Raw genomic sequence first — 11,378 nt, 5'->3', positions numbered from 1 at the left:
ATGACACGACTCGCAACGGAGTTGGGTTCACCCGGTGGCGCGGATCACAGATGTTTTTCGAGCAGCACCTTGCCGTCATCGGACGAAACCAGTTGCACCGCAGCGATTTCGCCCTTTTGTATCGGGGTGTTGGCGCTCGGCAGCGCCGTGGCTCCGGACAGTCCGAGCCAGGTGGCAACCTGGGTGTGGCTGCCATCGCGGCCCACCACGACCATCCCGAGGTTCTGCGGCGGAGCGTCGCGCTGGCCCCAGTCACCGTAGGTGCAGGCCATGTCGATGCGGGTGCCCCAGCCGAAATCGGTCAGGGTGATGGTGGCGTTGATCGGCGTCGTGGCCACCTTGGTCATCTCGATCTGTTGGCCGGAAGCCTCCGGGGTATAGGTCTCTAGGCCCACGACCTCCGGGCGGATCGCGATCACGATGCCGACCGCCAGCAGCGCGGCGGCCACGCCGACAGCAGCCGAGGTCAGCCAGCGCGACCTCCGTCGGCGCCACCGAACCTTCTCGAGGATCGAGTCGAGCACCTCGGGCCGCAGTGGCGGGGTTTCCGCCGGTTCCTCGTCCAGCGCCCGCACGTCCTCCAGGTCGAGCTTGGCCAGCAACGCGGGGATGCCGCTCAGCTCGGCAACCGCCGTCCGGCACCGCTTGCAGGTTTCCAGGTGGGCCTCGTACTCGCGGCGTTCATTGCTCGACAGCGAACCGAGGACATATGCCGCGTCCCAGGTGAGGTATCGATCGCCGTCCACCAGATCACCGCCTAGGGGAAAACCGAATTGTGTCATCGTGTCACCCCCATTTCCTGCAGATTGAGCCGCAACGCCCGAACGGCGTAGTGAAGCCGCGATTTGACGGTGCCCTCCGCGATCTGAAGATCGTTGGCGATCTGGGCGGTCGTCCAGCCTTGGTAGTACGCCCGGCGGACAACCGCCCGGTGTTCTTCGGACAGTTGGCTCAATGCGGTGCTCAACAGGAGTCGGTCCAGGGTCGAATCCACTTCGTCGGGTGCGGCACGGTCGGCGACCTGTTCCAGGTCGGGTGTGCCGGACTCGTTGCGCCACCGTGCGCTGCGGCGCTCGTCGATGATGAGGTTTCGTGCCACAGTGAACAGCCACGCCCGGGCGGACCGCTCGACCTCGTCGGTCACCTCGGGGTGGCGCCATGCCCGAAGCAGCGTCTCCTGCACCACATCCTCCGCACGTGCTTGGTCACCGGTAAGCCGCAGGGCATAGCGCCACAGAGCCGCGGCATGCTCGTCGTAGAGCACCCGCATCATGGCGGCCTCTGGATCGTCCACTCACCAACCTCCGTCTTTAATACGACGTTGGTGGTATTCCGGTTCATTACTATGCGCGGCGCGCATGGGACACGCTGGGCCTTTGGCCCGAAGTGGGCTACATCGTGAGAATGCGTGGCCCGTCGTCGGTGACGGCGACGGTGTGCTCCCAATGCGCGGCACGCGACCCGTCGGCGGTGACGACCGTCCATTCGTCTTCGAGAACAACGGTCTTCGTGGTGCCCAGGGTCAGCATGGGTTCGATGGCCAGCACCGAACCAGGCGCCAGATACGGCCCGCGCCCCGGCGCACCCTCGTTGGGCAGGAAGGGATCCAGGTGCATCTCGCGGCCGATGCCATGGCCGCCGTATCCGGCGACGATGCCGAACTTGCGGTCGTAACGCGTCTCTGCGGCGTGGGTTTCGGTCTCGATGGCGTGCGAGACGTCGGTGAGCCGATTGCCGGGCACCATGGCCGCGATGCCGGCCTCCATGGATTCCCGGGTCGCACGGGACAACATTTCGTCGGCGGGGATGAGCGCGCCGACGCCGAACGTGATCGCCGAATCGCCGTGCCAGCCGTCGAGGATCGCCCCACAGTCGATCGACACCAGATCACCGGGTGCCAATCCTTCGGCTGCTGACGGAATCCCATGCACCACACGGTCATTTACCGAAGCGCAGATGCTGGCCGGGTAACCGTGATAGCCGAGAAACGACGGAACACCGCCGCCGTCACGGATCACCGATTCGGCGATCTCGTCGAGGGCCAGTGTGGACACACCCGGCGCCGCGGCCTGACGCACTGCCAGCAGCGCCGAAGCGACGAGCGACCCGGCAGCGGCCATCGCGTCGAGTTCACCGGCGCTGCGCTGCGCGACCACTTTGCGGTTACGCAGCCCCTGAAGGCCGATCATCGATTACTTGCCAAGTGCCCGCAGGGCCCGCGCGAACACTTCGTCGAAGGTCCCGACCGCGTCGACGGCCTGCAGGTTGTTGTGGCTGTAGTACTCCAGAAGCGGCTCGGTCTCGTCGCGATAGACCTGCATCCGGTTGTGGATGACCTCTTCGGTGTCGTCGGCGCGGCCGCGGTCCTTCAGACGCGAGAGCAGCTCCTCCTCGCAGACCTGGAACTCGAGCACGGCGTCGAGTTTGGCGTTGTGGTTCTTGAGCATTTCGTCGAGCGCCTGGGCCTGCTCCACCGAGCGCGGGTAGCCGTCCAGAATGAACCCGTCGGCGGCGTCGGGCTGCTCGATCCGGTCCTCGACCAGCTTGTTCGTCAACTCCGAAGGCACCAGGTTGCCGGCGTCGAGGTAGCGCTTGGCCTCCACTCCGAGCGGCGTGTTTTCGCCGATGTTCTTGCGGAACAGGTCACCGGTGGAGATCTGCGGGATGCCGAGCTTCTCGGACAGCTTCTGTGCCTGCGTGCCTTTGCCCGCGCCAGGCGGTCCGAGTAGAACGACTCTCACTTCAGGAACCCTTCGTAGTTGCGCTGCATCAGCTGGCTCTCGATCTGTTTGACGGTATCCAACCCGACACCAATCATGATCAGAACCGCTGTTCCGCCGAACGGCAAGTTCTGGACGGCGCCGGTGTTGCCGATCTCCAGGAACAGGTTCGGCAGCACAGCGATCACGCCCAGGTAGATCGAACCCGGCAGGGTGATCCGGCTAAGCACATATCGCAGATAGTCGGCGGTTGGTTTGCCCGGGCGGATGCCGGGGATGAATCCGCCGAACTTCTTCATCTCGTCGGCTCGTTCGTCCGGGTTGAACGTGATCGACACATAGAAGTACGTGAAGAAGATGATCAGCCCGAAGTAGATGGCGATGTAGACCGGGGCTGCAGGGTTCGACAGATAGTTGGCGACGAACCGGTCCCACCAGTTGGTGCCGGCGCCCTGGTTGCCGCTGCGGATGAGCTGCGTGATCAGCTGCGGAATGTAGATCAGCGACGACGCGAAGATCACCGGGATGACGCCGGCCTGGTTGACCTTCAGCGGCAGATACGTCGACGTGCCGCCGTACATGCGCCGGCCCACCATCCGCTTGGCGTACTGCACCGGGATGCGGCGCTGGCCCTGCTCGACGAACACCACGCCGATGATGATCAGCAGCGCTGCCAGGCACACCAGGGCGAACGTCACGCCACCGCGGGCGTCCAGGATGGTCTTGCCCTCACTGGGGATGCGGGAGGCGATGCTGGCGAAGATCAGCAGCGACATGCCGTTGCCGACGCCGCGCTCGGTGACCAGCTCGCCCATCCACATGACAAGCGCGCCGCCGGCGGTCATGACCAGCACGATGACGACCAGCCGGAAGATGTCCAGGCCCTGGCTCTGGCCCTGGATGATGTCGAGATCGCAGCCCTGCAGCAGACCGCCGTTGGCCGCAAGCGCGACGAAGCTGGTGGCCTGCAGGACGCTCAGCGCGACCGCCAGATAGCGGGTGTACTGCGTGAGTTTCGCCTGCCCAGCTTGCCCTTCTTTGCGCAGCTCCTCGAACCGCGGGATGACCACGCCGAGCAGCTGCACGATGATGCTCGCGGTGATGTAAGGCATCACGCCCAGGGCGAACACCGACAAGTGCAGCAGCGCGCCGCCGGAGAACAGGTTGATCAGCGAGTAGATCTGCGCCGAGGCGCCGCCGCTGACCTGTTCGATGCACTTCTGCACGTTGGGGTAGTTGACACCCGGCGACGGGATCGAGGCGCCGACCCGGTAGAGGATGACCACGCCCAGCGTGAACAGGATCTTCCGCCTCAGGTCGACCGTCCTGAGCGAAGAGATAAAAGCCGAGAGCACTCTTCCTCCTGCGCAGCCGACCTGGCGGTCGCGCGTGCGAATGGGGCTGGTGTGACCAGCGTCTTGGTTAAGTCCTGCGCGGACCCGCTACAAGCGCGCAGCCTGCAGAGTCACGCGTCAAACAGTCTACGAGAGTAACAGTTGAGTGTGACCTGGCCCGAATCCGTTTCAGGCGATATGGGCCAAGCCACCTTTCAGAATCGAAGCGTACAGTCGGCGGCAGCTCGTTACATCACCTAAGTAACGGTTTGCACTATGGATTAAAGAGGTCAGGGAGATGGCGCGCACCGACGACGATACGTGGGATCTGGCATCGAGTGTGGGCGCGACGGCCACGATGGTGGCGGCGGCCCGGGCGATGGCAAGCAAGGCCGACAAACCATTGATCGACGACCCGTTCGCCGAGCCGCTGGTGCGTGCGGTGGGCGTGGACTTCTTCACCCGGCTCGTCACCGGCGAGCTGCGACCTGAAGATCTCGACAGCGATACCGAGACGGTCGGCATGCAGCGGATGACCGACAACATGGCCGTGCGGACCAAGTTCTTCGACGAATTCTTCATCGACACGACGAACGGCGGAATCCGCCAGGCGGTGATCCTGGCATCGGGTCTGGATTCGCGGGCCTACCGGCTGGCGTGGCCTGCCGGCACGACGGTCTATGAGATCGATCAGCCCGATGTCATCGAGTTCAAGAGCAGAACCCTGGCCGGGCTGGGCGCCGAGCCGACCGCGCGGCGGCGCACCGTCGCGATGGATCTGCGCTACGACTGGCCGTCGGCCCTGATCGAAGAGGGCTTCGACCCGAATCAGCCGGCGGCATGGAGTGCCGAAGGCCTGCTGGGCTACCTGCCGCCGGATGCGCAGGACCGGCTGCTGGACACGATCACCGAGCTGAGCGCGCCGGGCAGCCGGATCGCCGTGGAAAGCGTCCCCAACATCGACTCTGACGATTACGAGAAGGCGATCGAGCGCATGCGCTCGGCCTCCGACCGGTGGCGCGACCATGGCTTCGATCTCGACTTCGCCGAGCTGGTCTACCTTGGCGATCGCAACGAAGCAGCCGCTTATCTGGCCGCCCACGGCTGGGAACTCGGCCGCCAGAGTATCCAAGAACTCTTCGCGGCCAACGGCCTGCCGCCGCTGGACGTCGAGGAAGACGGCAATTTCGGCGAGCTGCAATACGTCAGCGGGGTGTTGGGCGGCGCCCGGTGAGCCGGACAGACGCCGACAGCTGGGACTTGGCATCGAGTGTCGGCGCGACGGCCACGATGGTCGCCGCGGCGCGGGCTCTTGCCAGCCGCGAACCCGAGCCGTTGATCGACGATCCTTTCGCGGCGGATCTGGTGCGGGCTGTCGGCGTCGACTTCTTCACCCAGCTGGTTGACGGGGAGCTACCGCTGACAACCCTGGAAGGCGACGGGCCTCGCCTGATGGGCAACGTGATCGCGGTCCGCACACGGTTCTTCGACGACTTCTTCGTCGATGCGGGGAAGGCGGGCATCCGGCAGGCGGTGATCCTGGCCAGCGGACTGGATGCGCGGCCGTACCGCTTGCCGTGGGCCACGGGCACTGTCGTGTATGAAGTCGACCAACCACAGGTCATCGAGTTCAAGACGACGACAATGACGTCCATCGATGCAACACCGACCGCAGAACGTCGCGCGGTGAGCATCGACCTACGCGAGGACTGGCCTGCCGCGTTGCGCACCAACGGGTTTGACGACACCCAGCCGACGGCGTGGAGCGCCGAAGGCCTGCTGCCGTACCTGCCGCCCGACGCGCAAGACCGGCTGTTCGACAACATCACCGCTCTCAGCGCGCCGGGCAGCCAGCTGGCCACTGAATACCATCCAGACTCCGGAGCTGCCGTCGCGGAGCGGACGAAGAAGTGGGGGGGCCAATGGCGGGAACACGGCTTCGACGTCGACTTGTCGAAGCTCTTCTATTCGGGCGAACGCAATTCCGTCGTCGACTACCTGACCGCGCACGGTTGGGAGGTCTCCGCCCGCACGCGCCCCCAGGTGTTCGCAGGCTATGGCCGGGAATTTCCCGATACCGAAGATGTTGCGGCGCTGCGTAATTCACTGGCTGTCATCGCGACTCGAAAGTAGGAGCCATGGACCGCACCGGCTCAGCCCGATTTGAGGGAGACACCTGGGACCTGGCCTCGAGCGTCGGCGTCACCGCGACGGGAGTCGCCGCGGCACGGGCACTGGCGTCGCAGGGCCCCGACGCGTTGATCAGCGATCCGTTCGCCGAGCCACTCGTCAAAGCCGTTGGCGCCGATATCTTCACGAAGATGCTCACCGGCGAGGCCGAACTCGCTGACGAAGACCCCGCATTCGACCGCAAACGAATGGCAGAGGGCATGGCGGTACGCACCCGATACTTCGACGATTTCTTCACCGCAGCCACCGACGCCGGCATACGCCAGGCGGTGATCCTTGCCTCCGGACTGGACGCACGGGCCTACCGCTTGCCGTGGCCGGCAGGCACCGTCGTGTTCGAGGTGGATCAGCCGCAGGTCATCGAGTTCAAGACCGCCACGCTGGCCGACCTCGGCGCCAAACCGACCGCCGACCTGAGGATCGTCGGCATCGACCTGCGCGACGATTGGCCGGCTGCCCTGCGTGCCAAGGGTTTCGACGTTGGAGAACCGACCGCGTGGATCGCCGAGGGCCTACTGGTGTACCTGCCGCCCGACGCCCAAGACCGCCTGTTCGACAACATCGCCTCGCTCAGCGCGCCGGGCAGCAGACTGGCCACCGAGTTCGTACCCAGCACCGAAATCTTCTCCGGCGAGCAGGCCAAGGAACGCAGCGAGCGGTGGCGTCGGCTGGGCATCGACGTCGATATGAGCGAGTTGGTGTATCACGGCGAGCGTAGCCACCTCATCCGTTATCTGGAGGCGGGCGGCTGGCACGTCACCGCCGACGGCGTGCCGGACCTGTACGCCGCCAACGGTTTAACGATGCCCGACGACGAACAAGGAGCGGCGATGGCCGACGTCAAATACATCACTGCGACACTGCACTAAGGAGCATGATGACCAGAACCGACAACGACACCTGGGACCTGGCTTCGAGCGTGGGGGCGACGGCCACGATGGTGGCCGCGCAACGGGCGCTGGCCAACCGCGAGGGTCTGATCGACGATCCGTTCGCCGAGCCACTGGTGCGTGCGGTCGGCGTGGACTTCTTCACCCGGGCGCTGGACGGCGAGATCGAGTTGCAGGAGGTGGATCCGGACTTCAACATACGGCGGGCAGCCGAAGGAATGGCGGTCCGCACCCGCTGGTTCGACAAGTTGTTCACAGACGCCGCCGGGGCGGGTGTCCGTCAAGCGGTGATCCTTGCCGCCGGTTTGGATGCGCGGGCATATCGATTGGACTGGTCCGACGGCACCACTGTGTACGAGCTCGACCAGCCCGAGGTGATCGAGTTCAAGACGAAGACGCTGACCGGCCTCGGCGCGCAGCCCAAGGCGCTACGGCACACCATCGCGATCGATCTTCGCAACGACTGGCCGAAAGCACTGCTGGACAACGGTTTCGATCCCACGCTGCCCACCGCGTGGATCGCCGAGGGATTGCTGATCTACCTACCTCCCGAAGCCCAGGACTTGTTGTTCGACAGGATCAACGAGCTCAGCGCGCCCGGGAGTCGCGTCGCAACCGAGCACATCCCGGACGTGACGATGTTCTCCGACGAGCGGTCGGAACGCATTGCCGAACGGCTGAAGAAGTACGGTCACGACATCGAGATGAAGAACCTCATCTATGACGGTGAGCGTAGCCATGTCATCGAGTACCTGACCGCACACGGCTGGGACGTTTCCGCGCAGACGATGCGGGAGGCCCACGCCGCCAACGGCTTCGAGTTTCCCGATAGCGAAACCATCGGATTCTTCGCCGACCTGAGCTATGTCAGCGCGGTCAAACGCTAGAGCTTGCCCAGCTCCAAGAACCGGGCGTACCTCTCCTGCATCGGGCCCGCCCATACGGGATCGGGTTCGACGACGCGTTCGGTTGATGCCCACCGCGCGGCGTCGGTGATCGATGTTTCCAGACCCACCGCCATGCGGCCGAGGAACGCCGCGCCCAGCGCAGCTCCCTCCGGGACACCCGACACCGTCACGGGCAGACTCGTGGCGTCCGCGATGGCCTGCATCCACGCCATGACGCGGGTGCCTCCCCCGGTCGCGACGATGCGCGACGCGGGCGCCCCGCTCAGCTCGATGAGCTGACGTACGACGAAGCCCGACGCTTCGTAGGCGGCCCGCCGCACGGATGCGCCGTCGTGGGTGAGGTTCAACCCGTCGAGCACCGCCCGACGATCGGGGTCGTAGTACGGCGTGCGCTCGCCGCGGATATACGGCGACCACACCGGCACCCGCCCGGGCTCGACTGTCGAGTTACCTTCGGCCGCAAGGGTATTGGCCCAGTTGAGAAACAGCCCGCCGGCATTGCTGGGGCCGCCGATCTGAAACTTCCCCGCCGTCGTGTGAGGCAGCGTCCACAGGCCGGGCACGTCGCGGTATTCGGGAATCGTCACCCACACGATCAACGTCGTGCCGCACAGCACGACCACGTCACCGTCGCGAGTGACGTCGGTGACCAACTGCTCACATAGCGCGTCGACGGAACCGGCGGCCAGCACGGCGTCGGTGCCGTGCAGCCGGCCCACCGCTGTGCCGGTCTGCTCAACTCGCGGCATGCCGTCGGACGCGACGCCGCATTCGGCGCAGACGTCCTCGCTCCAACCGCTGCCGTCGTACAAGGGATAGGTCGTGCTTGCCGTGGCGGCGTCCAGGACCGCCTCACCCGCCAGCGCGTGGTTGGCCACCGCCGCGGCGGGCCAGTACCCCTTGGCATCGGGCGCCTCGCGGGCCGTCCAGCGCAGGAACTCGGCGGTCTCACCGCTGAGGAACTTGGTGTCGGCGCCCGCCGCTCCCCTTCCCCGGCTGTCACCATAGAGCAGGCCCGGTGTCATCGGCCTGCCATCGTCGTCGACGGCGGTCAGCGACGGCACCATCGCCGTGACGGCGACGGCCTTGGCATCGGGTCGGCCGAGTTGCCGCAGTGCCGCAACGGGTCCACCCCGCCATGCTTCGTCGGCATCGTGCTCGAGCCGGTCGGGTGCAGGCACCCGCAGCCGATGGGGGATTCGTGTCCTCGCCACGACGTGGCCGTCCTCGTCGGCCGCGACGGCTTTGACGGCGGTCGTGCCGATGTCGATGCCGATTGTGACGACTTTGGCTGACACGCGGGTCACCGTACGCCAGCATGAGCAACCGTGACCGGAATTCGTGCCCTCGTGACGGCCCCTTTGCGTGGCCCGGGTTTCGACAAGCTCCGCCAGCTCGCCGACGTGGTCTACGACCCCTGGATCGATCAAACGCCGCTGCGGATCTACAGCGCCGAACAGCTGGCCGAGCGGGCGTCGGCGGAGAACGCCGAAGTCCTTGTGGTGGAAAGTGATTCGGTCGGCGTCCCGGTGTTCGACCTTCCGCTGCGGGCAATCGCGTCCACTCGCGGAGACCCGAACAACGTCGACATCCGCGGCGCGACAGATGCGGGGATCCCGGTCCTCTACACCCCCGGCCGCAACGCCGACGCCGTAGCCGAGATGGCGATCGCGCTGCTCTTTGCGGCCACCCGGCACCTGCTGACCGCCGACGCCGATGTTCGGGCGGGCCAGGTGTTTCGCGACGGCACCATCCCCTATCAACGATTCAGGGCGCGGGAGATCGCAGGGCAAACGGCCGGGCTGGTCGGTCTCGGCGCCGTCGCACGAGCGCTGAAGTGGCGCCTCGAAGGGATCGGCGTCAACGTCATCGCGTACGACCCGTACAACGACGAAGCGCGCCACAGCCTCGACGAGCTGCTGGCTCAGGCCGACATCGTCTCGCTGCACGCGCCGGTCACCGACGACACGGTCGGGATGATCGGCAGCGCGCAGTTCGCGGCGATGCGCGACGGCGCCGTCTTCCTCAACACCGCCCGGGCACAACTGCACGACACCGACGCCCTCGTCGCCGCCCTGCAGTCTGGAAAGCTGGCCGCTGCGGGTCTGGACCACTTCGTCGGCGAATGGCTACCCACCTATCACCCGCTCGTGAGCATGCCCAACGTCGTCCTGACGCCCCATATCGGTGGGGCGACGTGGAACACTGAGGCACGACAGGCGCAGATCGTCGCCGACGGCATCGAGGCGCTCCTGTCCGGACGCACGCCGACGCATATCGTCAACCCGGAGGTGCTGGCCACATGAGGTTCGTCGATAATCCGGAGGCGGCGGTACTGGCCGCGGCCAAGGACATGTTGCGGCGTGGCCTGGTCGAGGGAACAGCCGGCAACATCTCGGCCCGCCGGGAGGACGGCAACATCGTCATCACGCCGTCGTCCGTCGACTACGCCGAGATGACGCTCGAGGACCTGGTGCTCGTCGATCCGGACGGCGCGGTACTGGCGGCCACGGACGGCCGTTCACCCTCGTCGGAGATGAAGCTGCACCTGGCGTGCTATCAGGCGTTCGACGACATCGGCAGCGTCATCCACAGCCACCCGGTGTGGGCGACGATGTTCGCCGTCGCCCATCAGCCCATTCCGGCAGCCGTCGACGAGTTCGCGGTCTACTGCGGCGGGGAGATCCGCTGCGCCGAGTACGCCGCGTCGGGATCACCCGATGTCGGCACAAACGCGGTGAAGGCCCTCGAGGGCCGGGCCGCCGCGTTGATCGCGAACCACGGGCTAGTAGCGGTCGGTCCACGACCCGATAAGGCATTGCATGTCACCGCGCTGGTAGAGCGCACTGCTCAGATCGCCTGGGGCGCAAGAGCTCTCGGCGGTCCGGCGCCCATCCCAGACGAGGTCAACCACAACTTCTCCGCGGTGTACGGCTACCTCCGTCAGAACCCCATGTAGCACTGCCCACTCCCGCGAGCGTGCGTGTCTGCACACGACACGCCGTCGAATTCCGTACAAACGCGGTCGCTCGCGCACGTCGCACGTCAAGGACAACGTAAGCGCCCAGCGAAGCTGTCAGACCTGCGCGATAGCCTGCCCTCAGGTTGGAGAGGACGGGGGTCTTTGCGCTGTGCCAGCGCAAGCGTGGGTGACGCTCGTTGTAGGGCTCGTCGCTGCCATCGGGGTCATCGTCACGTGGCAGCAGAGGAATATCGCAGACCGGCGAAGCTAGTGATGGCGGCGAACAACTTGGGTATACGAGCGCACGTTCAGTTCTGTCGACACCGAGGCCGAGCTTGGCTGGAGGGTGCTCGACACGTTGGTGAGGTCTAGAC

Annotated in this window: 12 protein-coding genes; 6 read left to right on the top strand and 6 right to left on the bottom strand. The window is 65.8% G+C overall.

All coding sequences use genetic code 11. From position 1 onward, the window contains the following. Positions 1-44: 44 nt before the first annotated feature. The 5 genes from VJV41_RS26845 to secY all read right to left on the bottom strand — a co-directional run bounded on the left by VJV41_RS26845 (position 45) and on the right by secY (position 4,075). The gene (locus VJV41_RS26845) at positions 45-782 is read right to left on the bottom strand and encodes a zf-HC2 domain-containing protein (protein ID WP_325338950.1); all 738 of its coding nucleotides are present in this window, start codon (positions 780-782) and stop codon (positions 45-47) included. Then, a complete protein-coding gene (locus VJV41_RS26840) occupies positions 779-1,294 on the bottom strand; it encodes a sigma-70 family RNA polymerase sigma factor (protein ID WP_325338949.1) in 516 nt (171 codons plus the stop codon). Before VJV41_RS26840 ends, VJV41_RS26845 begins: the two co-directional genes overlap by 4 nt. 97 nt (positions 1,295-1,391) lie before the next feature. After that, positions 1,392-2,189: a type I methionyl aminopeptidase gene (gene map, locus VJV41_RS26835; protein ID WP_325338948.1), complete on the bottom strand. Its 798-nt coding sequence runs from the start codon at positions 2,187-2,189 to the stop codon at positions 1,392-1,394. A 3-nt stretch (positions 2,190-2,192) separates the two neighbouring features. Next, on the bottom strand, positions 2,193-2,741 hold the full coding sequence (locus VJV41_RS26830) for an adenylate kinase (protein WP_325338946.1): 549 nt from the start codon (positions 2,739-2,741) through the stop codon (positions 2,193-2,195). After that, positions 2,738-4,075: a preprotein translocase subunit SecY gene (gene secY, locus VJV41_RS26825; RefSeq protein ID WP_325338944.1), complete on the bottom strand. Its 1,338-nt coding sequence runs from the start codon at positions 4,073-4,075 to the stop codon at positions 2,738-2,740. The genes VJV41_RS26830 and secY overlap by 4 nt, the downstream gene beginning before the upstream one ends. Positions 4,076-4,352: 277 nt before the next feature. On the opposite strand from secY, the gene VJV41_RS26820 reads away from it, so the two are divergent. Genes VJV41_RS26820 through VJV41_RS26805 form a run of 4 tightly spaced genes read left to right on the top strand, consistent with a single transcriptional unit; the run spans position 4,353 to position 8,021 of the window. Then, positions 4,353-5,288 (top strand): class I SAM-dependent methyltransferase, encoded by a 936-nt coding sequence (locus VJV41_RS26820; protein ID WP_325338943.1) that lies wholly within the window; start codon positions 4,353-4,355, stop codon positions 5,286-5,288. After that, positions 5,285-6,187, top strand: a complete 903-nt coding sequence (locus VJV41_RS26815) for a class I SAM-dependent methyltransferase (protein WP_325338941.1) — start codon at positions 5,285-5,287, stop codon at positions 6,185-6,187. Before VJV41_RS26820 ends, VJV41_RS26815 begins: the two co-directional genes overlap by 4 nt. A 5-nt stretch (positions 6,188-6,192) precedes the next feature. Continuing rightward, the gene (locus VJV41_RS26810; protein WP_325338939.1) at positions 6,193-7,113 is read left to right on the top strand and encodes a class I SAM-dependent methyltransferase; all 921 of its coding nucleotides are present in this window, start codon (positions 6,193-6,195) and stop codon (positions 7,111-7,113) included. Between the two features lie 8 nt (positions 7,114-7,121). Next, on the top strand, positions 7,122-8,021 hold the full coding sequence (locus tag VJV41_RS26805; protein WP_325338937.1) for a class I SAM-dependent methyltransferase: 900 nt from the start codon (positions 7,122-7,124) through the stop codon (positions 8,019-8,021). Here the strand turns inward: VJV41_RS26805 and VJV41_RS26800 are convergent. Beyond that, positions 8,018-9,340 carry a xylulokinase gene (locus tag VJV41_RS26800; protein WP_325338935.1) on the bottom strand — a complete coding sequence of 441 codons (1,323 nt, stop codon included), beginning with the start codon at positions 9,338-9,340 and terminating at the stop codon, positions 8,018-8,020. The genes VJV41_RS26805 and VJV41_RS26800 overlap by 4 nt on opposite strands. A gap of 30 nt (positions 9,341-9,370) precedes the next feature. Between VJV41_RS26800 and VJV41_RS26795 the strand changes: the two genes are divergently transcribed. Continuing rightward, on the top strand, positions 9,371-10,348 hold the full coding sequence (locus VJV41_RS26795) for an NAD(P)-dependent oxidoreductase (protein WP_325338933.1): 978 nt from the start codon (positions 9,371-9,373) through the stop codon (positions 10,346-10,348). After that, positions 10,345-11,001, top strand: a complete 657-nt coding sequence (locus tag VJV41_RS26790) for an L-fuculose-phosphate aldolase (RefSeq protein ID WP_325338931.1) — start codon at positions 10,345-10,347, stop codon at positions 10,999-11,001. The genes VJV41_RS26795 and VJV41_RS26790 overlap by 4 nt, the downstream gene beginning before the upstream one ends. Positions 11,002-11,378: the final 377 nt, after the last annotated feature.

The organism is Mycobacterium sp. (assembly GCF_035274705.1).
In the GTDB taxonomy this organism is placed as follows: domain Bacteria; phylum Actinomycetota; class Actinomycetes; order Mycobacteriales; family Mycobacteriaceae; genus Mycobacterium.
The sequence above is the reverse complement of the archived record's forward strand: the minus strand, read 5'-3'. Positions and strand labels throughout refer to the sequence as shown.

Bases quoted from the DNA above. Each gene is read 5' to 3' on its own strand.
- VJV41_RS26845 (WP_325338950.1), bottom strand. From the start codon at position 782: ATGACACAATTCGGTTTTCCCCTAGGCGGTGATCTGGTGGACGGCGAT.
- map (WP_325338948.1), bottom strand. From the start codon at position 2,189: ATGATCGGCCTTCAGGGGCTGCGTAACCGCAAAGTGGTCGCGCAGCGC.
- VJV41_RS26820 (WP_325338943.1), top strand. From the start codon at position 4,353: ATGGCGCGCACCGACGACGATACGTGGGATCTGGCATCGAGTGTGGGC.
- VJV41_RS26810 (WP_325338939.1), top strand. From the start codon at position 6,193: ATGGACCGCACCGGCTCAGCCCGATTTGAGGGAGACACCTGGGACCTG.
- VJV41_RS26805 (WP_325338937.1), top strand. From the start codon at position 7,122: ATGACCAGAACCGACAACGACACCTGGGACCTGGCTTCGAGCGTGGGG.
- VJV41_RS26790 (WP_325338931.1), top strand. From the start codon at position 10,345: ATGAGGTTCGTCGATAATCCGGAGGCGGCGGTACTGGCCGCGGCCAAG.